General features: G+C 61.4%; 21 protein-coding genes and 1 tRNA gene. 4 read left to right on the forward strand and 18 right to left on the reverse strand.

Features of this window, described 5'->3' with window-relative positions:
• The 5 genes from RMR13_RS13130 to RMR13_RS13145 all read right to left on the reverse strand — a co-directional run.
• On the reverse strand, positions 1-1260 hold a 1260-nt coding region (locus tag RMR13_RS13130), incomplete at its 3' end, for a transposase (RefSeq protein WP_310601078.1).
• Positions 1261-1427: 167 nt separating this feature from the next.
• Positions 1428-1652: a TraK family protein gene (locus RMR13_RS15405; protein ID WP_409070298.1), complete on the reverse strand. Its 225-nt coding sequence runs from the start codon at positions 1650-1652 to the stop codon at positions 1428-1430.
• A complete protein-coding gene (locus RMR13_RS13135) occupies positions 1600-2340 on the reverse strand; it encodes a hypothetical protein (protein WP_310601079.1) in 741 nt (246 codons plus the stop codon). Before RMR13_RS13135 ends, RMR13_RS15405 begins: the two co-directional genes overlap by 53 nt.
• Positions 2341-2430: 90 nt before the next feature.
• The gene (locus tag RMR13_RS13140; protein WP_310601080.1) at positions 2431-3135 is read right to left on the reverse strand and encodes a hypothetical protein; all 705 of its coding nucleotides are present in this window, start codon (positions 3133-3135) and stop codon (positions 2431-2433) included.
• A 439-nt stretch (positions 3136-3574) separates the two neighbouring features.
• A tRNA-Glu gene (locus RMR13_RS13145) sits at positions 3575-3650 on the reverse strand.
• A 606-nt stretch (positions 3651-4256) separates the two neighbouring features.
• On the opposite strand from RMR13_RS13145, the gene RMR13_RS13150 reads away from it, so the two are divergent.
• The 4 genes from RMR13_RS13150 to RMR13_RS13165 all read left to right on the forward strand — a co-directional run bounded on the left by RMR13_RS13150 (position 4257) and on the right by RMR13_RS13165 (position 7286).
• Positions 4257-5723: an NAD-dependent succinate-semialdehyde dehydrogenase gene (locus RMR13_RS13150; RefSeq protein WP_310601081.1), complete on the forward strand. Its 1467-nt coding sequence runs from the start codon at positions 4257-4259 to the stop codon at positions 5721-5723.
• Positions 5724-5732: 9 nt separating this feature from the next.
• Positions 5733-6209, forward strand: a complete 477-nt coding sequence (locus RMR13_RS13155; RefSeq protein WP_310601082.1) for an NAD(P)H-dependent oxidoreductase — start codon at positions 5733-5735, stop codon at positions 6207-6209.
• A 95-nt stretch (positions 6210-6304) separates the two neighbouring features.
• Positions 6305-6949 carry a DUF2284 domain-containing protein gene (locus tag RMR13_RS13160; protein ID WP_310601083.1) on the forward strand — a complete coding sequence of 215 codons (645 nt, stop codon included), beginning with the start codon at positions 6305-6307 and terminating at the stop codon, positions 6947-6949.
• 58 nt (positions 6950-7007) lie between these two features.
• Positions 7008-7286 (forward strand): hypothetical protein, encoded by a 279-nt coding sequence (locus tag RMR13_RS13165; RefSeq protein ID WP_310601084.1) that lies wholly within the window; start codon positions 7008-7010, stop codon positions 7284-7286.
• 14 nt (positions 7287-7300) lie between these two features.
• On the opposite strand, the gene RMR13_RS13170 is transcribed toward RMR13_RS13165, so the two are convergent.
• The 13 genes from RMR13_RS13170 to RMR13_RS13230 all read right to left on the reverse strand — a co-directional run bounded on the left by RMR13_RS13170 (position 7301) and on the right by RMR13_RS13230 (position 21082).
• On the reverse strand, positions 7301-7468 hold the full coding sequence (locus RMR13_RS13170; protein WP_310601085.1) for a hypothetical protein: 168 nt from the start codon (positions 7466-7468) through the stop codon (positions 7301-7303).
• Between the two features lie 15 nt (positions 7469-7483).
• Positions 7484-9256, reverse strand: a complete 1773-nt coding sequence (locus tag RMR13_RS13175) for a putative sulfate exporter family transporter (protein ID WP_310601086.1) — start codon at positions 9254-9256, stop codon at positions 7484-7486.
• Between the two features lie 114 nt (positions 9257-9370).
• Complete coding sequence (locus RMR13_RS13180; protein WP_310601087.1) at positions 9371-10831, reverse strand: sigma-54 dependent transcriptional regulator; 1461 nt, start codon at positions 10829-10831, stop codon at positions 9371-9373.
• Positions 10828-13281: a DUF3365 domain-containing protein gene (locus RMR13_RS13185; protein ID WP_310601088.1), complete on the reverse strand. Its 2454-nt coding sequence runs from the start codon at positions 13279-13281 to the stop codon at positions 10828-10830. The genes RMR13_RS13180 and RMR13_RS13185 overlap by 4 nt, the downstream gene beginning before the upstream one ends.
• A 262-nt stretch (positions 13282-13543) precedes the next feature.
• Positions 13544-14272, reverse strand: a complete 729-nt coding sequence (hypB, locus tag RMR13_RS13190; protein WP_310601089.1) for a hydrogenase nickel incorporation protein HypB — start codon at positions 14270-14272, stop codon at positions 13544-13546.
• A 4-nt stretch (positions 14273-14276) separates the two neighbouring features.
• The gene (locus RMR13_RS13195; protein WP_310601090.1) at positions 14277-14663 is read right to left on the reverse strand and encodes a hydrogenase maturation nickel metallochaperone HypA; all 387 of its coding nucleotides are present in this window, start codon (positions 14661-14663) and stop codon (positions 14277-14279) included.
• Positions 14664-14690: 27 nt separating this feature from the next.
• Complete coding sequence (gene hypE, locus RMR13_RS13200) at positions 14691-15704, reverse strand: hydrogenase expression/formation protein HypE (protein WP_310601091.1); 1014 nt, start codon at positions 15702-15704, stop codon at positions 14691-14693.
• 563 nt (positions 15705-16267) lie between these two features.
• On the reverse strand, positions 16268-16618 hold the full coding sequence (locus RMR13_RS13205; RefSeq protein ID WP_310601092.1) for a hypothetical protein: 351 nt from the start codon (positions 16616-16618) through the stop codon (positions 16268-16270).
• Between the two features lie 22 nt (positions 16619-16640).
• The gene (locus tag RMR13_RS13210; protein WP_310601093.1) at positions 16641-16940 is read right to left on the reverse strand and encodes a hypothetical protein; all 300 of its coding nucleotides are present in this window, start codon (positions 16938-16940) and stop codon (positions 16641-16643) included.
• A complete protein-coding gene (gene hypD, locus RMR13_RS13215; protein WP_310601094.1) occupies positions 16931-18058 on the reverse strand; it encodes a hydrogenase formation protein HypD in 1128 nt (375 codons plus the stop codon). Before hypD ends, RMR13_RS13210 begins: the two co-directional genes overlap by 10 nt.
• Positions 18055-18333 (reverse strand): HypC/HybG/HupF family hydrogenase formation chaperone, encoded by a 279-nt coding sequence (locus tag RMR13_RS13220; protein ID WP_310601095.1) that lies wholly within the window; start codon positions 18331-18333, stop codon positions 18055-18057. Before RMR13_RS13220 ends, hypD begins: the two co-directional genes overlap by 4 nt.
• Positions 18324-20657, reverse strand: a complete 2334-nt coding sequence (gene hypF, locus RMR13_RS13225; protein WP_310601096.1) for a carbamoyltransferase HypF — start codon at positions 20655-20657, stop codon at positions 18324-18326. The genes RMR13_RS13220 and hypF overlap by 10 nt, the downstream gene beginning before the upstream one ends.
• Positions 20658-20821: 164 nt before the next feature.
• Positions 20822-21082, reverse strand: a complete 261-nt coding sequence (locus RMR13_RS13230) for a hypothetical protein (protein ID WP_310601097.1) — start codon at positions 21080-21082, stop codon at positions 20822-20824.
• Positions 21083-21181: the final 99 nt, after the last annotated feature.

The raw sequence follows: 21181 nt of genomic DNA on the forward strand, positions 1-21181 counted from the left end.
TCTGACTTTATCCAGGGCGAGGCTGAGCAGCCGTTGCATGGCTTCGGCCAGGTTCAAATCCTGCTGCTCTTCACTGCAGGCGTAAAAGAGCGAGCCAAGGGTACGGGGATCGTCATGACAGCGTTGCTCGAAAGCCAGAAAGACATAGCGACTCATGACAAGGGTGATATGGCCGATGATACCGTCAAAATCACGCAGTTGCGCCTCCCGCTCGAGGTTGAGGTAGTGTTTCATCATCCTGAAGAACACCTCGATATCCCATCGCTTGCCGTAGATCCGGACAATTTCCTCGTCGGCAAGGTCGATCTTGGTCGAGAGAATGGCCAGCCACTGGCGTTTGTGGCGGTGGCGGACAAAGACGATCTTGACCTTCTGTTCTTTCTTGGTTGCCACCACCACGCTGGCCAGAATCCTGGCCTTGCCCGGCCGTTTTTTCAACTTGTCGAAGAGCCGGCCCAATCTCAGCCATTGCCCTTGATGCCGGTAGAAGACCTTGGGCATGTCCTTGCCCATGCAAATCACCGGCAGATGTTTGCCCAAGGCGGCGAGGAGGGCTGGAAAAGCGAACCAGCTATCCATCAGGAGATAGTCGGCCCGGATGCCTAGGGCCAGCACTCGTTTCACCATGGCTTCCAGGTGCTCGGTGGATTTGACCATGGCCTCCAGTCTGCGTTTGTAGCCGCAACACCGCTTGTCCACCTCCTTCCTGATCCCTTGCAAGCGCTTGCTCGCTTTGGCCGAGGAACAGAGGATGAAGTCAAGCGGCAGGAAGCTCACGCCATCCGACCAGCCCAGAGTCATGAGCTTGAATCCCTTCACACTCCGATTGGCGTTGTGGTCATGCACCCAGGCGAGCAACTCAACCTTCTTGGATCGGGAACGGTCATAGGTACTGTCGTCGACGATCAATACCTTCTCGCGCCGCTCGCTGGTCAGCACGTCCATGAATCGAACCACCACCGTCACCAGGCTCAGCAGAAATTTCCGCCAGTTATACCGGGGATTTTTCAAGAATTCGTAGGCGGCGTCCTTACGAAAATCCAACTCCGGATTGTTGACAATGCCTCGGGAAAAGTTGACCCCGCAAAACGGCAAGGAGAAGATGGCGGTGAACACCGCCAGCGGTTTTGCTCCTCGCACTTTGCGAATGCCGCTGCCACTCAAAAGGGTGCCGACTTTGAAATCCTCCAGAAAGGAAGAAATCCGGTTGTGCAGTCGTTTTGCCTCTTGTTGCTCCCGGTGGCATTGAGTATGGTTCATCTGAGCCTTTTCTTTTTGATATCATTAGGTATTTTCGCAAATCCAATGTATCAGGAAGCAAAAGGCTTTTCACGTTAAAATGACATTATTTCAATGGGTTGACTGTCAATTTCCCCTCGGCCATGCCAACTCCGAAACTTGAGATTCAACATACCCTTTCCCCTTCATCATTCTTTCCTCTGTCTTTTCTTCTCTCTATGACGGATGATCACATCGGGACGAACTATGCTGTAAAACGTCCGGTATGGCATGGTTATCTTTCCCGCATCGAACAATGAATGATAGACAGAAGAAATTGAGTGCCCATCAATGAGCATCTTCTTTATTTCTTCAATATTTTTAATGAATTCCACCCGTGCATAACCACGTGGTTTCTGTGTATTGTCGTTCACTGGATATCCATGGTTGTGCCCTCAGCCATTTATTGAGGCCGGGAATCCAGCGGCCGCCATCCCGGTTCCAATCGACTGAAGTTTTATGCTGGTTGAGTATCCGCAAAAGACTCGCCATGTCAGGAAGACATCCGCGACGAAACAAGCGGATGAAGGTATTCCTGGCAAAATATTCGCCATAGACGCTCTTGCGCGGATAGGCCGCTACCAATGCCGCAAATTGCTGCTCCGGGGTAAGATTGCTCAAATGCTTCGCTTCAACCGCCGCCGATCTGTCCACAGCTGTCGCTTGCCGGCGCTCCAATTCTTTCTGCTGCCGTTGCTCTCGTTGCAAAGCGGCTCGCTCCCGCTTTTCTCGAAGCTCCGGCGCTTGGATGCCAAAAGTGAAAGATGAAATGCCCAAACCCTCTAGGACTTCGCCGATTTCCCGGCTCAGTTCCCGTTCGATCAGGTTGGTGACGATCACGTTCGGACCTTCCACGGCCAGCCCGGAATCGGTCATCCGGCCGGTGAACTGGTGCAGCAACCCCATGAAACGAGGATTTTTTCGAATCAGTTCCTTCCGGGCTTCACGCCAGGCCGGGTGATTGTCCGCCTCGTCTTCCTCGAAAAATTCTTTCTCGATTTCCTTCCTCTCTCTCCCTGCCGCGCAAGCGGCATCCGAATCGACCTCATCCAGTCGAGTCATCGAGGGGGGAAGGGGGGAATTTATATAAAAATCACTCCTTATAGTTAGGAGCTCCGGCATGTTGCCGACAACTTGCCGGGTTAAATCATCCTAGATATGGCCAGAGGTGGCGCATCTCCCTCCAGGAAATGAATCGTTTTCCTGTCCCTCGAAAGCCTGATCAAACCCACCTTTTCCAATCCCTGAAGATCTCTCCTGATCTCGTTCACTGTCCGGCCGAACTCCTGTTCCCAAGATTTCACCATCTCCTGTTGGGATGGATGAATTTTCGTCTTTTTTTCTGCACACATCAGCAGGACGACATGCATCAATTTCTCGTCGCCACTCATGTCCTTGCAGATCAAGTCCTCTGAAATCTTCAAATATTTTTTTTCTGGATTCCCAAATATCAATTGTTTCTGCTTCTTGTTCTTCATCGTGCTTTCTCCATGTAATTCCTTTAATTCTTACCAAAATGTTCAGCAGTGACGAATGGGCCAACAGGAAGAAGCCACTGCGCATATATCCATCAACAAACTTCGCCCCCTTGGTTATCCATCCATCTTCAATAAATTTTTTCAGCCATCGCTCAACAGTGCGGGTATGCACCCCTAATTCTTCTTCCATCCTTTTGAGAGTGACATAGGTAAAATCACGTCCACTCGTGCATTTGAGCATGAAGATGAAAAGGTCTCGCATGTCTTCGGAATACTTTTTGCGGCCCGATGATCTCTTCATTGCCGCGAACATTTTTTTGAGACAAAGCTCGATTTTGACGAATTGGCTCCCGCTGCAACTCACTGAAATAGTTTGCATTTTGTTCCTGTTCCTCCGGGCCGGAGAAAACAAAAAACTTCCTCATCTTCTTGACACACCGTTTTTTTTCGGTTAATCTGCATCCAACTTACTGAAAGTTGTTTGCAGAAGTCTCAAGACTTCAGGAAGGCCGTCGGTGTTGCGAGCACCTACGGCCTTTTTGTTTTCTACGGCTTAATGACTCAGCCCATGAATCCTCCGGGCTCGATGAATACCTTGCCGGCCGTGTCTCCGATCAGGGGCAGGGCCAGCGCCAAATAAAACAAAAAGGCCCTCCTGGAACGTGGACGCTCCAAGAGGGCCTTTCGTTTTGCGGGCGCTGGGCAATGCGTTCAAGCAGCCAGGCTGAGGGCGAAAACGGAAAAAGCCCTCCTGGAACGTGCGTTCCAAGAGGGCTTTATGCGACTAATTATCAGAAAAATATCTAATAATTTGGATGTGGTGACCCCAAGGGGACTCGAACCCCTGTTACCGGCGTGAGAGGCCGGTGTCCTAGGCCACTAGACGATGGGGCCGGAAAGAATGGCCCTATCTAAAATATCTCTCCGGCTTTGTCAAGCACCTTTCTTGCGACAGGTACGGACAGATGCAGCCGCCCATTCTTGCCCTGGGTGATCGTTGTGCGCTTTTCGCTCGTTCCGGGTAGCCAGCGACCTGGACAATGGATAACAGCCCGTTGAAAAAGGCCTGATTTTGTCAACTGTCATCTCGGTCCGGCGCGCCAAACCAAACTAACCAAACCAGCCTGGGGATAGACCATCACCTTGCAGTTTCAACGGGCTGATAAACGCGCATTGTGTCGATGGCGTATAACCGGTGTAAACCGCGCAGTCCACCGCGAGACCCAATGGACGCGAGGCGTGTGATTCCTTATCCTTCGTCCCGCCTTTTTGAAAGCAATCCGCAAGACGAACAGTTCGTCGCGTACCGAAACGGAAGCTGGATGGGCAAACGACCATGATCGGCTTTGACATTCCTTTGCTGACAGGGAATACAATCAGAACACCGCTTGCCGCTGTTTACCTTGTCCGCACCACTGGTTACATTTGTCCGAAGGTACGACAAGGGCCGGACTTTTCCGGTGGCCCGATGGAATCGACAAACAATCAGGAGATGCTGCCATGGCCGTTCCGCTCACCGATCCAACCTTGCTGAAAAACCGGGGCTACATCAATGGAAATTGGATTGCCGCCAGCGACCGCAAAGTGTTCCCGGTCACCAACCCCGCCACCGCCGCCCTGATCGCCGAAGTGGCCGATATGGGCGCGGTCGAAGCCGAGGCGGCAACAGCGGCAGCCGCCGCCGCTTGGCCGGCCTGGCGCAACCTGACAGCCAAGGCCCGGGCCGCTGTGCTCAAACGCTGGTTCGAGCTGATCTTAAGCCATGGCGAGGATTTGGCCAACCTGATCACCGCCGAGCAAGGCAAGCCGCTAACCGAGTCCCGGGGCGAGGTCAGCTATGGCGCCTCCTTTGTGGAATGGTTCGCCGAGGAGGCCAGGCGCGCCTATGGCGCGGTGATTCCAAGCAACCAGGACGACCGCATGTTGCTGACCATCAAGCAGCCCATCGGCGTCTGCGCCGCCATCACCCCCTGGAACTTCCCCCTGGCCATGATCACCCGCAAGGTGGCGCCGGCCCTGGCCGCCGGCTGCACCGTGGTCTGCAAACCCGCCGAAGCCACGCCGCTTACCGCCCTGGCCCTGGCCGCCCTGGCCGAACAGGCCGGGATGCCGCCGGGGGTGTTCAACGTCATCCCCTGCGACGGCCCCCGCGCGCCCGAGATCGGACGCATCCTGTGTGAAAGCCCGCTGGTGCGCAAGCTGTCGTTCACCGGCTCCACCGAGGTCGGACGGCTTTTGATGCGGCAATCGGCCGGTACGGTGAAAAAACTTTCGCTGGAACTGGGCGGCAACGCGCCGTTCATCGTCTTTGACGATGCCGATCTGGACGCGGCGGTGGATGGCGCCCTGGCCTCGAAATACCGCAATGCAGGCCAAACTTGCGTGTGCGCCAACCGGATCTATGTCCAGGAGGGCGTATACGACACCTTTGCCGAAAAACTGGCGGCCAAGGTCAGGGCCATGAAGGTGGGCGCGGGCACCGAGCCGGAAGTGGCGATCGGCCCGCTGATCGAACCCCAGGCCCTGGTCAAGGTCAAGGAACACATCGCCGACGCCCTGGCCGGAGGGGCGCGGCTGCTGGTGGGCGGCAATGTCCACGCCCGTGGCGGTCTTTTCTTCGAACCGACCATCCTGGTCGATGTCAATCAACAGATGCTGGTGGCCCGCGAAGAGACCTTCGGACCGGTGGCGCCGCTCTTTTGCTTCCGCACCGACCAGGAGGCGATCGACATGGCCAATGCCAGCGAATTCGGCTTGGCCGCCTATTTCTACGCCCGCGATATCGGTCGGGTGCTCCGGGTGGCAGCGGCCATCGAGGCCGGCATGGTCTGCGTCAACAGCGGCCTTCTTTCCACCGAGGTGGCGCCGTTCGGCGGCATCAAGCAATCGGGCCTGGGCCGCGAAGGCGCCCGCGAAGGATTGGAGGAATATCTGGAAATCAAGTACGTTGCTCTGGCGGGGATGTAGGCCGCGACTGTGCCGGTGCATCGGGCGAGCAAGAAGAACATCCTGGTGGTGTACCACTCACAAAGTGGCACCATGGCGCAACTGGCGCAGTGTTTCGCCCAAGGTGCGGCCATGGAGACCGGGGTCGAGGTCACTCTCAAGCGCGCACACCAAACCCAACTCGACGACCTGCTGCGCTGCCATGCCATTGCCATCGGCTCTCCCGAGTATTTCGGCACCATGGCCGGGATGATCAAGGATTTCTTTGACCGCACCTTTGAAGCGGCCCAGGAAAAGACCGTGGGCCTGCCGTTTGTGCTCCTGGTTTGCGCCGGCAACGACGGCCGTGGCGCCATCGCCCAGATCGAACGGATTGCGGCCGGGTACAAATGGCGCAAGGTGCTGGAGCACGTCCGGGTGGTCGGGACGCCCACGCCACAGGATTGCAAGGCCGTGGCCGAGCTGGGCCAAACCTTGGCCGCGGGGCTGGATTTCGGGATTTTTTGAGCAATGCCCGCCCGGCCATGGATGCTCCGCCTCCACGCGCCAAGCAGCGCAGCTTTTTTTGAACACGCATCATGCCGCACCGACAACCATTGCCAATGAAGACACATCATAGCCCCGCCCCTCCCCTGCCCCCATTCTCGGCAAGCGAAACCTCCGGTCCACCGCAGCTGCTCGCCCTGGCCATCGCCCTGGGCGCGACGGACGCGGTGCTGCTGCCGGTCGAGGCCCTGGTGGTCGAGGACCGGTACGCGACCATGTGTGCGGCCCCGCACCGCTGCCCCAGCTATGGCCTGGCGCCGGGATGCCCGCCCCATGCCCCCGCGCCCGCCGATTTTCGGGCCAGGCTCGCCGGGTTTTCCCGGGTCGCGGTGTTCAAGATCGATGTCCCGGCCGCGGATTTGCTGAACGACAATCGGCTGCCCGTTGCTCGTTCCATCCACCGGATCGCCGCCAGCCTGGAACGGGCCGCACAGAAATTTGGTTTTGTCCGGGCCCGCGGCATGGCCGCCGGTTCCTGCAAGGAGCTGTTCTGCACCGATGCGCCAGCCTGTGCGGTGCTGGACGGCTCCGGCCCCTGTTGCCATCCGGATCTGGCCCGGCCCTCGATTTCCGCCGTGGGGATCGACTTTGCAGCATTGGCCGACCGGGCGGGATGGCCCTTTGCCCGCATCGATTCCCAAACCGAGGAGGGCGAACCGCCCGCCATGGGGCTCATGGCCGGATTGGTGCTGCTGGCCTGATCCGCCATGCTCCACACGTTTTTTCGATTCATTCCGCTGTACAACCAGGAAAAAAACAATGCATACCGACGAATACGAAATCTCCATCAACCGTGAGCTGAACCATCACCAACATGTGGTCAAAAAAATCCGGGCAACGCTGGCGGAGCGGCGGCAACGCTACAAGATGGATTATGCGGAAGCGGCCGAAGCCGCGGCGGCGGGACGCCTTGTTATCGCCGCCAAGGAATTGGCGGCCTGGCAGGAAGACGTCGAGGCGCTGCCCCAATGGGAACAGCGCCTCGATGAGTATCGCAAGGCCTTGGCTATGATGCGAATCTCAGCCTCGCGGTCTTAGATGATCCGGCCGGATCAGTGGCCGCCCGGAAAGAGCCACTGGCTCAACCAATAAAGGATGAACAGGGAGCCGACCCCGATGCCGATGGACCACCGAATCAGGGACAATTCGGCGGGCAGCAGGGGTTCGTATTCCATTTTCTTGATTTCATCAGCGACTTTCGGTTGCTGTTGTTGTTCCATTGTCTGACCTCCGTACTAAATGGTGGGCGGCTTGACGCCGTGGAAAAAGAGCCATGAGATGAACAAGCCGACCCAGATGATGAAACCGAACAGGCTGATGCAATAAACCGCGGCCAACTTGCCCAGGCCCTCCTGCATCAGCTTCTTGAAGTTGGACACCAACCCGATGGTGAAGAAGCAGAGCAGGAAGAACAGGCCCCTGAAGACATCGCCCTGGCCGCTGGAGGACTTGGCCTGGCTCAGGAAACTCTTGGGTTCCTTGATCTTGTCGTTGACCTCTTTCTGCTGGGCCTTGACGCCATCGAGCTCCTTCTTCAAACCGGCCAGCGCCGCCGCATCGGTGGTGGTCTTCATCTTGGTCTCGATCGAGGTGACCGAAGCCTTCAACTCGGCCAGTTCCTTGTCGGCCGGTCCCATGACCTTGGCCGCCGGCCAGCACATGACCACCAGGATGACGAAGGTGAGCACGTAGCCGATGACGAATTTGGGGAAACGGTGCCAGATTTCGCCGGCATTCACTTTCTGGCCCGGTTTGACGTCGATCTTGGCCACCCAGATGTAGGCCAGCAAAAATGCCCAGACCCCGATGAAGATATCGATGAACATCTTGACCGTGGTGGCGGTCATGGTGATCCAGCCCTCGGCGTAGTTGATGCCGGCGGCATCCAGGGCCTGGGCCCGGATCAGGGCGTCGGTGATGGCGCCGCTGGCAATGGCGCCGCCGTCGGATTTCACCGCCAAGCCCATCCAGGCACCGGCGACCAATGGCTCGGTCCAGAGGAAGAATTTGGCCAGAAACGGCAGGATCACCATTTCAATGGCCACGAAGATGACCACCAGCGAGGACACCATGATCGGCACGATGGGCCGGGCCCGGATGGCGCCACCGGTGGCGATGGAAGCGGACACGCCGCAGATCGAGATGCCGGAAGCCAGCGGAGCCGACCATTCGCGGCTGAACTTGAAATACTTGCGGGCAATGTAGTAGACCACGGCCCAATAAATGAGGTAGGCCTCGACAATGGCGCAGAACCCCCGGAACATGATGTTCGAGGCCAAGCCGAAGGACTCGGCGGCCTTGATGCCCAGGCCGGCGCCCATGATGACGATACCGGTTTTGATGTACAGTTCCGGCCGGGCCGCCTCTTTCATCGAGTTGGCCAGCCCTGGGAACAGATTGCCGATGATCAGGCCGAGCATCAGGGCGAGAATGAAGCCGAACTCACCGCTCATGCTCAGGGCCCAGGGAATGCCGAACTTGGCGGCCTGCTCCTTGGTGGCGGCGATGTAGCCCCAGTGCCCCATGAACCAGCAGAGGTAGCTGAGCCAGAAGGCCAGGGTGAAACCGAACATGAATTTCGGCACGTTGGCGCCCAGGGCGATCGCGCCCAGGGTCATGACCACCAGGGCGAACACATAGGTCAGCACCACCGACACGATGGGCGACATGCCCGCCTTCTTGTACTGCTGCCCCACCTGCAGGGTGGAGGCATCGCCTTCGACGGTCACGGTCGCGTCCTTGCCGTCCTTGGTTTTCAGGGTCAGTTTCTGGCCGTCGATCTTGGTGATCTCCCCTTCCACTCCCTTGTACTTGGAAGACACGGTGCTGATCGCCTTGGCCGGATCGACCCAAACCCCTGCTTTCGCTCCCCAGCCCAGGAGATCCGTTCCTTTGAACGAACCCAGGCTGAGGCCGAAAATGACGAGACCCAGAATCAGCGCCAGCCAATCCTCGCTGATCCAGCCCCCTCCTCCTTCCTGTTTGCCTTGTGCAACTTCTTGTGCCATAAAGCCTCCTTTTTTTGGTGAATGACAAGCTCGTGAAACCGGCTGCGATTCCACGGGTTCTTCCTCTTGCTCCCATGTCGGCGGCAGCCACGGCGGCCTCCGCCAAGAAAAAAATTACTGGCCCTTGACCCGAAAAACGGCCGCCTGCTCCCCCAACCGCGCCAGGATCTTCTGCACCGCCACCCGCGACAGCCCGGAAATGCGGGCGGCCTCGGAAACGTTCCCCTTGGTTTTGGTCAACAGGTCGCGGACATATTCGACGGTAAAGGCGTTGACCACCTCGGCCTTGGCCTCCTTATAGGCCATCGGCGCGCCTGTCGATCCGGCGGAACGGTTGTGCCGGGCGGCCAGCCGCCTCGCCCCCCCGAGCACGGTGTCCACCAGGGCCAGGTCCATCCGCTCGCCGGTACAGAACACCGCCATCCTGCGGATGAAGTTTTGCAATTCCCGCACATTGCCCGGCCAGTCGCAGGCCGACATCCACTGCAGCACCTCCGGGGTCAGTTCCTTAGCGGGCAGTCCCATCTCCGCACAGGTCCGGCGCAGGAAATGGCGGGCCAGCAAGGGGATATCCTCGACCCGCTCCCGCAGGGGCGGCAGCAGGACGGTCAGGACGTTGAGGCGATAGTAGAGATCCTCGCGAAAGGTCTTGTGCTCCAGGCTGGCCTCCAGGTCCCGGTTGGTGGAGGAGATGATCCGCACATCCACGGTTTGGTTGCTGTTGGCGCCCACCGGCCGGATTTCCCCGTTTTGCAGGCAGCGCAGCAGCTTGATCTGCACCGCCGGGCTGATGTCGCCGATCTCGTCCAGATGGATGGAGCCGGTGTGGGCCACCGAAAAAAGCCCCTTGTGGTCCCGGTCCGCGCCGGTGAAGGCGCCCCGGACATGGCCGAACAACTCGCTCTCCAGCAGGTTTTCCGGGATGGAGGGACAGTTGACCGCCAGAAACGGGCGGGCCGCCCTGGTCCCGATGCGGTGGATCAGTCGGGCCACCAGCTCCTTGCCGGTGCCGGATTCGCCCCTGATCAGCACCGGGTAATCCGACTGGGCCACCGCGGCCACGGTCTGCCGCAGCCTGCGCATGGCCGCGCCCTCGCCGATCAACTCTTCCTGGCTCTCCTGGCGCAGGACGATCTGGCGCAATCGGTTGTTTTCCGCCAGCAGCCGGCTCCGTTCCAGCCCCTTGGCCACCACCCGGAAAAGCTGCTCCGGTTCGATGGGTTTGGTGAGGAAATCGTAGGCCCCGGTGCGCAGCGCCTCCACCGCCGTCTCGATGGTGCCGTAGGCGCTCAGCACCACCACGCTGAGATCGGGCTGGAGCCCGAGAGCCGTTGCCAGCAGTTGCATGCCGCTCATCTCCGGCATGCGCAAATCGGTGATCATCAGCTGCACCGGGCCGCGGGCCAGCAGGTGCAGGGCCTCCTTGCCGCTGTGGGCGGCCTCGACCCGGGCCTCACGAAAATGGCCGGCCACCAGCCGCACCAGGCCATGGACGAAATCCTGCTCGTCGTCGACAATGACGATGCCGATCTGCTCCGCCGGATCGTGGGCGGCCGGTGCGCTCAACTCGTTCATGCCGCTTCCTCCGAGGCAGTGGCCGGATCAAGGGGAACTTGGTCGGATACCCGCGGCAGCATCACCGAAAACCGCGCCCCGCCCAGATCGGGCGAACGGCCGACCTCGACCGTGCCGTCGACATCGGTGACCATGCCGTAAACCACGGTCAGGCCCAGACCGCTGCCGGCCCCGATCTCCTTGGTGGAGAAGAAGGGGTCGAAAATGTGGGCCTCGTGCTCGGCGGTCACGCCGGGGCCGTTGTCCTCGACCTCGATCCCGACCGTGTCGGTGCGCACCGGGCCGACGCGGATCCGGACGATCCCGGTCCGTTCGGCCACGGCATCGAGCCCGTTGATCACCAAATTGCTGAGCACCTGCTCCAGTTCGCCGACCCCGATGCGGACCATCAGCGGCCGTTCGGCACAGACCAGGCTGACGCGCACCCCCTTCTTCATCGCCTGTACCGAAAAGACCTCGGCAATGGCCGAAGCCACCGCGCAGGCATCGGCAACGCCCGAGCCGGCGGCCTTGGGCCGGGCAAAATTGAGCAGGTCCTGCAACACCCGCTGGGCCTGGCGGGTATGGCGCTCGATGATCTCCAAATCGGCGATCTGCTGCCCATCGGTGATGGCTTGCCGCAACAGGCCGGCATAGCAGAGGATCACTCCCAGAGGATTATTGATCTCATGGGCCAGGCCGGCGGTCAGCTTGCCCACCGTGGCCATGCGCTCCGATTGCCAGACCTGCATTTGCATCCGCTTTTCCATGGTGGTTTCCCGGAGGTACACCACCGCCTGCTCGGCCGTGCCCTCGCGCCCCCGGATCGGGTACAGCGATAAAGAGAACGTGCGCCCTCCCTCGAGGCTGACTTCGCGCAGTTCCGGCACTCCTCGGCCGATGGTGTCCGGCAGGGAGCAATGACCGGCGTCGAACTCGCCGAACAGGGCCAGGATGTTGCCGTCGGTACGCTCGCCGCCGGTCAGTTCCTGGGTCAGGGTTCGGGCGGCCTGGTTGGCGGTGAGCACGGCACAGTTGTTGTCCATCAGCGCCAAGGGGTCGGAAATGCCCTCCACGATCGTGGCCAGGATGTTCATCTGGCGAAAGAGGCTGTCGATGGCGGTCAGGTTTTCGGCGGCGATGCCCAACTGCCGGCCCAGGGCCAAAAGCACGTCCCGGTCGTGGCGCGCCGCCTCGTCCTCGTTGTGCCACTGAAGGATGAGCAGGCCCTCGGCATTGCCGGTGCTCGATTCCACCGGCACGAACAGGCGCCGGTCCATGGCCACGCAGGTACTGCCGGTCAGCACTTCGACATAATTGCCGGGCAGTTGGGGCAAGGATTTCTCCTCCGGCCAGATAAAGGAACTCTGAGAGGCCATGGTGCAGACATAGGCAATCTGCTCGGCCGCGAACCGCTCGCAGATCCTGGGCAGGGAAAGATGCCACAACTCGGCCCGGGAACGGCTTTTGTACATGTCCTCGAGCAGGCGGACAAAAAGCCGGACATCGGCCCGCCGCGCCTCCACCTCGCTGCTCAGGGCATCGGTGCGCTCCGCCACCATCAGGCGCAGGTTTTCGGCGTAATTCTGCAGCTGGCGTCGCGCCTCGAACAGGTGCTCGCCCATCTGCTCCATGCCGTCCACCAGCTCCTCGATCTCGTCGCCCTGCTCCAGCCGGCGCAGCAGGGCCGAGCCCTCGGCATCGGTGACGTTGCGGCGGAACACGGTGTTGAGCCGCTTGAGGTTGTTGACCACCAGAACCTTGAACAACAGGTTGGCGCTGAAGAAAACCAGCAGGACCGCCAGAGCGAAGAAGGCGAAATAATTAAAAATGGTCTGCTTCACCCGACCGACGCTGCCATGCACCGAGATACCGACGAAATCGACCCCGGCCACGTCGCCGGGATGCTTGCCGAAACCGCGTTCGCCGTACAGATCGATCAACTCGGTCGGCGCGTCCTTGACCTGGCCGTGGCAGTACATGCAGCTTTCGTCGAACCGGACCGGACGCACCATCAGATAGTATTGCTCGCCGCGAATGGTTCGGTAGCCCTGCCATAAATCCAGTTTGGGGTTGGCGCGAAAACGGCTGATCAGCTCGCGTTCCTGGTCGTTGGCCTCGTAATCGGGATTGCGGGCCCCGATCGCCACCCGACGAAAAATGGTGCCGTCCTGGGGGGCATTGATCGAGGCCATGATCTGGCGCGAAATGTAGGACGAAGACATCGCCTGGATGACGAACTTGGTCGGCAGCCGCTCGTACATGGCCGGACGCAGCACATCGCGCACATAGTGCTGAACCGCATCCACGTGATTGAGAATCAGCTTGGCCTTGTCCCGCACCTCTTCCTCCAGGACGTTGCGCATGTGCATATAAAAACCGAGGGAAAAGGCGATCCCGAAAAACAGCACCGCCAGCATCAGGCCGGAGAGGAATTTGGTTTGAATCTTGTGCGGTTTGGGCAGATGCATGGCCTGTCGATGGTGTGGTACTTCGGACTCGGAGGGCAAACGGCGCCTTGCTCGGCCTCGTGTTTCCACACGGCGACAATCAAGAATCGTGCCAGGGGAAGCGCTTTGGGTTTATCCAAATAAGAACAAGGCGTTATCCGGAGCGACTCGCACCGGAGCGTTTGCGCGTGTTTGCAATTGATAACATAAGTTTTCACCAAGTGAAAACCTATGTTATCAATTTATGCGACTGGCGATTGAGCGGGGATGCAGCGGAAAACGATCAATGGACGTGCGGGGTGCGTTGGGCGAGCAGCTGGCGCAGGTAGGCCAGCCATGCGGCAAAACCGTCGCCGGTGGTGGCGGACAGGGTGAAGATTTCCAGCTCCGGCTTCAGCAAGCGCGCCTGGCCGGCGGCCTCCTCCACCGAAAAATCGAAATGCGGCAACAGGTCGGACTTGGTGATCAGCAGCAGGTCGGCGCTCTTGAAGGTGGCCGGGTATTTGGCGGGCTTGTCCGAGCCTTCCGGGGTGGACAGCAGCACCACCCGCCGGTGCTCGCCGAGATCGAAGGTAGCCGGACAGACCAGGTTGCCGACATTTTCGATGAAAATCAGGTCAAGCGGCCTGCCCTTGGCAAAGTGTTCGAGCACATGCAGGCCGCCGTGCACCATGGGGGCGTCGAGATGGCAGGCCCCGCCGGTGGTCAGCTGCACCGCCGGCACGCCCTTGGCGCGGATGCGGTCGGCGTCGCGCTCGGTCTCGATGTCGCCCTCGATCACCCCGATGGCATAGCTTGCCTTCAAGGCGTCGATGGTCCGCTCCAGGAGGGTGGTCTTGCCCGAACCCGGACTGGAAATCAGGTTGATGGCCATGGCCCCCATGTGCTCAATGTGGTGGCGGTTCGCCTCCGCCTGCTTTTGGTTGGCCTCAAGCAGGCTCCGATTGACCTCGACCACCTTGGTGTCGTGCCGGTGGTGTTCGTGCAGTTGACAGCCGCAGGTATCGCACATGACGCTACTCCATTTCGAGTTGATTGAGGATCAGTTCGGTGCCGCCTTGCGGAGAAAGCCGGTTCGAACCGCACCACGGGCATTTCTTCGCCGCCAGGCCGCAACGGGCCAGCTCCAGGCGGTCGCTCTGGCGGGGAAAGGGAATCACCGCCACCTTGCCGCAATCCAGGCAGCGATATTCCGGGTCAGGGGTTTCCAGTTCCAGGCGGGCGTCGCGCACCGGCTCCTGCTCTTGTTTAAGGATGGAGAAGCCGAACTCGAACGAGTCGCGGACCACCCCGGAAAAGGGTCCCAGGGTCACCACCACCCGGCTGACCTTGCGGGCTCCGTGTTCGGCGGCCAAGGCCAGGATCTGCGTAATCAGGCTCTGGGCCAGGGATAGTTCGTGCATGCGCTCCTCCTTGGCGTGGCAGCCGGCTCAGCAGATGCGCGGCAACGGCTGGCCGGTCAGCGGTTCGAGCAGCCGGGAGCCGCCAATGCGGGTGGTGAGGCTGACCCGGCCCTCGGCTCGGCCCTCGCCCACCCAGCCGATCAGGGCGGCATCGCGTCCCTCGGGCAGGCGGCGCATGGTCTGGAGAAGCTCCTCGGCCCCGTCGCGGTCGCACACCACGATGCATTTGCCCTCGTTGGCCAGATAGAGCGGGTCCAGCCCGATCAGCTCGCAGGCGGTGCCGACCGCGGGCTTGATCGGCAGCCGGTCCTCCTCGATGGTGATATCGACCCGCGAGGCCGCGGCAATCTCGCACAGACTGGTGGCCAGGCCACCCCGGGTCGGATCGCGCAGGACATGGACCGAGCCGGCATCGTTTTCCAACAGGGCGCCCACCAGCCGGTGCAAGGGCTGGGTGTCGCTGGCGATGTCGCCGCCGATCTCGATCCCGGCCTGGCAGCTCATGATGGTAATGCCGTGGTCGGCCAGGGTGCCGGAGAGGATGACCGCGTCGCCCGGCTGGGCCTTTTTGCCGGAGATGTCGTGTCGGTGCGAGGCCAGGCCGATGCCGCTGGTGTTGATGAACAATTGGTCGACCTTGCCCCTGGGCACCACCTTGGTGTCGCCGGTGACCACCGCCACCCCGGCCGATTCGGAGGCGGCGGCCACCGAGGCGATGATCCGCTCCAGGCGATCCAGGGCAAAGCCCTCCTCGATGATCAAGGCCAGGCTCAGGGCCAGCGGCCGGGCGCCGCGCATCACCAGGTCGTTGATGGTGCCGTGCACCGCCAGGCAGCCGATGTCGCCGCCGGGAAAGAACAGCGGGTCGACCACATAGCTGTCGGTGGACAGGGCGATGCGGCCGGCGTACTCGCCCAGCACGGCGCAGTCTTCCAGGTCGCGCAGCTGGGGACTGGTCAGGTATTTGAGGAAAAGATTGCCGATCAGGTGCTGGCTGGCCAAGCCGCCGCTGCCGTGGTCGAGGTTGATGAAGGTATCCATGCAGATTTCAGAAAGGTTGGTTGTTCATCTTTTGGTGCCGCCCTCTGCGGACATGTCGGGTGCAGCAACTGGTTTCTCGCCGTCGGTTTGTTCGCATTGGCAGATAACACGCTTGTTCCGGTGCCCTTCTGTTCCGCTGAGCATCGCAGGTCAGGGCAGATACGTCATGAACGCTGTTCGAGCGAAGCGAGTTTGTCCATGCCCCCCTGACCGAGAAGCGCCAGGAAGCCCGCAGGGCTGGAACAGCGGGTGCTCTTTTCTTGGTCCTTTTTTGAGCAAGCAAAAGAAAAATGGCCCCACGCCAGCGGAACGTTGCTTTTCCCTGCGGGAGGCATTCTTTTCTTTGCTTGCCCAAAGAAAAGAATCAAAAGAAAGGGCAGCCCTGCCGCTGAGACAACCCCGTTCGCCGGGATACGAAACCGGCGGGGCAAGAACTCGCTGCGCTCGGACAGCTTGCCCCTTTCTTCCGGTTCCGCACCCCGACGCCCGGCTCAGCGGTAAGGGGCTTTTGGTCCCACAACTTTTTCTCATCATTCAACAGGCTGCAAGTTGGAGGTTTTTTATCAGTCCAATCTACGAACGCGCAAATCCGCTATGGGCTGGAAGAGCGAAACAACCCACTGCATATGGTTTTTCAATCCGAGGTGGCGATGGGCCGCTTCGATGTGCGGTTCCCATCCTGCCTCTGAATCCGGTCCGTTCATGTCCTTGTCACCAAGAAAATACAAAAAGACGAGCCACGCCTCCACCTGGTGCTTCCGAAGAAAATGTAAATGGGCGATCCGATTTGCGTACTGGTAATAGCCATGAAGCCAATCCGTGTGAAGTCCAGCGCCGACGACGTGTTTTGTTTCGTTACACGCGGCAACTATCTTCTTGCGCGAGGGGCTTCCTGCCTTGCAGGTCGACGCCATCTCCGCTGCATGAGCCTTCGCTTCAAACAGAAAGACCCCCTCCAGCCCCGTCCGAGGCCAGTGCATCCCATTGCGGACCCCGTTGCGGCCAGAATCCCTTCAATGCCGAGGCGAGATGTCCCTGGCCTATGCGGTTGAGGAAGTCCGCATCACGATACTCTGCATATCCATCTTCAAAGAATGGTGACAGCCAAACAAGCCGGTCGGTTGCCAGTGCTCCAACTTCCTGTAATCGTGAATTAAGAACGCTTGGGTTGTGCTCAACGAGCCGCTGTATCCATTTGAGGCTTCCCCGCGAGTCCGCCATCTGTTCTACACGCATTCATCCCTCCTCTTGAGCGACACCGGTATATCTGTGACTCCGATATATCTGTAATAGGCCGCGCAGGTCCCCTCGTTGGAAACCATGCAGGGGCCGACCGGCCGCATGGGGGTGCAGGCCGTGCCGTACAGCGGGCAATCGGGCGGCAGCAGCCGGCCCTTGAGAATCTCGCCGCAGCGACAGCCTTTGGGCTCCTGCGTCGGCCGTACCGCGATCCCCAGCCGGGCCAGGCCGTCGAACCGGCGATACTGTTTTTTCAGCCGCAGACCGCTGGCGGCAATGGCGCCCAGGCCGCGCCATTCGCTTGCCACCGGTTCGAACACCTGCTCGATCAGGTGCCGGGCCCGGACATTGCCCTCCTCGGCCACCGCCCGGGTGTAGCAGTTCTCCACCCCGGGCTCGCCGGCGTTGATCCGCCTGATCAGGCTGAGCAGGCCGGCCAGGATGTCGGCCGGTTCGAAGCCTGCCACCGCGCAGGCCAGGCGGTGGCGCTCGGCCAGCGGCCCATAGGCCCTGCTGCCGATGATGGCGCTGACATGCCCCGGACAGAGCAGGCCGTCGACCTTGAGCAGCGGATCGTCCATCAGGGCGGCCAGGGCTTGGGGCATGGTCTTGTTGGCCTCGATCACCGCGAAGTTGGCGATGCCCGTCCGCTCGGCCGCTAGGATGGTGGCGGCGATGGCCGGGGCCGTGGTCTCGAAACCGATGGCCGGAAACAGCACCAGCCGCTCCGGTTCCCGTTGCGCCAGCGCCAGGGCGTCCATGGGCGAATAGACGATCTCCACCCGCGCGCCCCTGGCCCGTGCCCCGGCCAGAGAACGGTCGCTGCCCGGCACCCGGACCAGGTCGCCAAAGGTGGCGATAGTCACCTCTTCCCGGTCGGCGGCGGCCAGCATGGCATCGATCTGGCTGGCCGGGGTGACGCACACCGGACAGCCCGGCCCCGAAAGCAGGGTGATGCCCTCGGGCAGCAGCGACCGGATGCCGTGGCGGAAAATCGACATGGTGTGGGTGCCGCACACCTCCATGATCCGGATCGGCCGTTCCAAGGAGCGGGCGATTTCGGCCACCAGGGGCGCGGTCACCTCCCGGCTGCGGAATCCCTCGGCCAGATTCACCGCACCGCTCCGGCCGGGCCGCCGTCTTGGTCCAGCATGTCGACCATTTTCCGCATCAACTCGAGGTTGTATTCGGCCTCCTCCGCGGTCAGGGTACGGATGGCAAAACCGGCATGAATGATCACGTATTCGCCCACCGTGGGCAGCCGGTCGGCCATCTCCAGGCGGATGGCCTTACGCACCCCGTCGCTTTCCACCAGGGCCACCTGGGGATCGAGCACCTCGTCGCTGCCGCCGTCAATGGCGACCACCTGCATTGGAATGGCTAAACACATGAAAAACCTCCAGTATAGGCTTGGCCCAGGGCCAGGCCACCGTCGTTCATCGGCACCTTCTCGCCGCCGTACACCGTGCATCCGATCTGGCGCAGCCGGAGGGCCAGGGTTTCGTAGAGCAGCCGATTCTGCATGCATCCGCCGGCCAAAACCACCTCGTCCAGGCGGGGGTGCCGGCACACCCGCGCCACGGCCGCTTCCAGGGAGGCGGCCAGCCAGAGATGGAAGCGGCGGGCCAGCACCGGCAGCGGCGTCCCGGCCCGCAGGTCGCGGCACAGCAGCTCGGCCAGATGGGCGCTTTCGATCACCAGAAGGCCGCTGTCCTCGCCCAGCGCCACCGGATAGACCGGCGCGGCCTCGTCGTCCGTGGCCAGGCCGGCCTGGCATTCGAGGAGCATGGCGGCCTGGCCCTCGTAGCTGCTTTCCAGGCACAGGCCCAGCAAAGCGGCAATGGCGTCAAACAGGCGGCCGCAGCTCGAGGTGGGCGGGCAGTGCACGCCCTTGGCCAGCATCTGGCCGATGATCCGGCGCGCGGTGTGGTCAACGGTTGCCAGCGACGGCGGCAGCCCCGGTTGGTCGAGGGCCTCCGGTCCCAGGCCCCGATGCAGCAGGGCCATGCCCATTCGCCAGGGTTGGGTCGCGGCCCGGTCTCCGCCGGGCAGGGGCAGATGGGCCAGCCGGGCCAGGCGGACAAAGCCGCCGCGATCGGCCCGGTAGACCTCGCCGCCGAACACCGTGCCGTCGCCGCCGTGGCCGGCGCCGTCGAGCACCAGGCCCACCACCGGTCCCGCCAGGTTGTGTTCGGCCATGACCGCGCCGATGTGGGCATGGTGGTGCTGCACCGCGCAGCAATCCGTGGTTCGGCCGCGGGCATAGCGGCTGCTGAGATAGTCGGGGTGGAGGTCGCAGGCCGTCCTGGCCGGAGTTGTTTCCAGCACCGCCTGGAGGTGGTCGACGCTCTCCCGGAAAAAATCGAACTGGGCCGCTTCGGTCAGCTCACCGATGTGCTGGCTCAGGTAAGCCTCGTTGCCACGGACAATGCAGAAGGTGTTTTTCATTTCCCCGCCGCAGGCCAGGATGTCGGCGGTCGGCCGGCCAAGCGGCACCGGCACCGGCGAATAGCCGCGCGCTCGCCGCAGCAGGCGGATGCGGCCGTCCATGATCCGGGCCACCGAGTCGTCCACCCGGGTGACGATCTCCCGGTCGTGGAGCAGGAAAAAATCGGCCAGGCCATGAAGTCGCCGCAGCGCCTCGTCGTTAGCGGTGCAGATCGGCTCGTCGCTGCGGTTGCCGCTGGTCATCACCAGGGCTCGAGGCGATGCCGCCTGGCTGAGGAGCAGGAAATGAAGCGGGGTGTAGGCCAGCATCACCCCGACGCGGTCCAAACCGGGCGCGACGCCTTCTGCCAGGCCGGCGCGCTCTTTGCGGCTCACCAGCACGATCGGACGTTCCGGCGAGGCCAGCAAAGCCTCTTCCGTATCGCTCAACCGGCAATAGCGACGAGCTGCAACCAGATCGCGGACCATGATCGCCAGGGGTTTGGCCGGCCGGGCCTTGCGTTGGCGCAGTGTCGCCACCGCCGCCTCGGAGCCGCCATCCACGGCCAGGTGAAAGCCGCCCAGCCCCTTGATCGCCACCACCTGGCCGTTGGCCAGGGCCTGGGCCGCCAGGGGCAGGCAATCGCCGGGCAAGGGACGGCCTTCGCCGTCGTGCCAACTCAAGCGCGGGCCGCAAACCGGGCAGGCGTTGGGCTGGGCATGGAAACGGCGGTCGAGCGGGTCGTGGTATTCCCGGCTGCAGGCCTCGCACATGGGAAAACAGGCCATCGAGGTGTTGGGCCGGTCGTAGGGAATGTGTTTGACGATGGTGAAGCGCGGGCCGCAGTTGGTGCAGTTGGTGAACGGGTAGCAAAAGCGGCGGTTGGCCGGATCGAGGATTTCGCGTTGGCAATCGGCGCACAGGGCGATATCCGGCGCGATCTGGGTGGAAGGGCGGGCGCCGTGACGGCTGGGCAGAATGCGAAAGCCGGTTTCCCCGCCGGTTGCCATGGGCAGGCTTTCGGCCCGGCTGGTTTCGATGCGGCCGATCCGGGCCATGGGTGGGGCTTCGGCGCGCAAAGCCTCAACGAACCGCGCCAGCGCCTCGGACGGGCCGCCGATGTGAATGGCCACCCCGTCGCTGTTGTTGGCCACGGTGCCGTTCAGCCCGTGTTGCACGGCAAGCCGGTAGACAAAGGGTCGGAATCCGACCCCCTGCACCATCCCATGAACCGAGATGTGCAACGCTCGGAGCGGACAAGAGGCGGATTGCGAAGCCACGGTCATGGCATCCTGGGTGCAAGAAGAAATACGTAACTCGCCGAAGTCAATATTCCTGCCATCGACGCACCTTAGCAAGGAACAGGGCTTTGCACCACTACAAATTTAGGGCCCGTCCATCGCGCCCAATCGGCACAAAACCGGGTCGATGCCACCGGTTGGGTCCGGGCTCAGGTGTCGGCCTCGCCTTCGGCCTGCCGCCGGATCTCCCGGTAGCGCTTGGAGTAGACCACCTTCTGCTTTTCCAGATCCTCGATCTCCTCGCGGCTGAGATGAATCAGGCCGCAGACCGGGCAGCTGAGATCCATGTCGTCGTGGGCGGCCCGCTGCTTCAACTCGTCGACCGTCATGTGGCCGACAAAACCGCAGGCGCAACCGGGCGCCTCCACCCGAACCAATGTTCTGTTTTTTCGATCTTTTTTCTCATACATCGCACACCTCGCGGTAAGAGCGGCAGGGATCATCGGCGCAGGGCGCGCAGTATCTCTCCACGATGATCGATCAACCGTATCGACAATGGCAGCCCGCCA

Origin of the sequence: Desulfobulbus sp. (assembly GCF_031547805.1) — a bacterium.
Taxonomy (GTDB): domain Bacteria; phylum Desulfobacterota; class Desulfobulbia; order Desulfobulbales; family Desulfobulbaceae; genus Desulfobulbus.

Bases quoted from the DNA above. Each gene is read 5' to 3' on its own strand.
- RMR13_RS13160 (WP_310601083.1), top strand. From the start codon at position 6,305: ATGAAGACACATCATAGCCCCGCCCCTCCCCTGCCCCCATTCTCGGCA.
- hypE (WP_310601091.1), bottom strand. From the start codon at position 15,704: ATGGATACCTTCATCAACCTCGACCACGGCAGCGGCGGCTTGGCCAGC.
- RMR13_RS13185 (WP_310601088.1), bottom strand. From the start codon at position 13,281: ATGCATCTGCCCAAACCGCACAAGATTCAAACCAAATTCCTCTCCGGC.
- RMR13_RS13205 (WP_310601092.1), bottom strand. From the start codon at position 16,618: ATGGCGTCGACCTGCAAGGCAGGAAGCCCCTCGCGCAAGAAGATAGTT.
- RMR13_RS13175 (WP_310601086.1), bottom strand. From the start codon at position 9,256: ATGGCACAAGAAGTTGCACAAGGCAAACAGGAAGGAGGAGGGGGCTGG.
- RMR13_RS13150 (WP_310601081.1), top strand. From the start codon at position 4,257: ATGGCCGTTCCGCTCACCGATCCAACCTTGCTGAAAAACCGGGGCTAC.
- hypF (WP_310601096.1), bottom strand. From the start codon at position 20,657: ATGACCGTGGCTTCGCAATCCGCCTCTTGTCCGCTCCGAGCGTTGCAC.
- RMR13_RS13135 (WP_310601079.1), bottom strand. From the start codon at position 2,340: ATGACTCGACTGGATGAGGTCGATTCGGATGCCGCTTGCGCGGCAGGG.
- RMR13_RS13180 (WP_310601087.1), bottom strand. From the start codon at position 10,831: ATGAACGAGTTGAGCGCACCGGCCGCCCACGATCCGGCGGAGCAGATC.
- hypB (WP_310601089.1), bottom strand. From the start codon at position 14,272: ATGTGCGATACCTGCGGCTGTCAACTGCACGAACACCACCGGCACGAC.
- RMR13_RS13165 (WP_310601084.1), top strand. From the start codon at position 7,008: ATGCATACCGACGAATACGAAATCTCCATCAACCGTGAGCTGAACCAT.
- RMR13_RS13230 (WP_310601097.1), bottom strand. From the start codon at position 21,082: ATGTATGAGAAAAAAGATCGAAAAAACAGAACATTGGTTCGGGTGGAG.
- RMR13_RS13170 (WP_310601085.1), bottom strand. From the start codon at position 7,468: ATGGAACAACAACAGCAACCGAAAGTCGCTGATGAAATCAAGAAAATG.
- RMR13_RS13195 (WP_310601090.1), bottom strand. From the start codon at position 14,663: ATGCACGAACTATCCCTGGCCCAGAGCCTGATTACGCAGATCCTGGCC.
- RMR13_RS13140 (WP_310601080.1), bottom strand. From the start codon at position 3,135: ATGCAAACTATTTCAGTGAGTTGCAGCGGGAGCCAATTCGTCAAAATC.
- RMR13_RS13220 (WP_310601095.1), bottom strand. From the start codon at position 18,333: ATGTGTTTAGCCATTCCAATGCAGGTGGTCGCCATTGACGGCGGCAGC.
- RMR13_RS13210 (WP_310601093.1), bottom strand. From the start codon at position 16,940: ATGCGTGTAGAACAGATGGCGGACTCGCGGGGAAGCCTCAAATGGATA.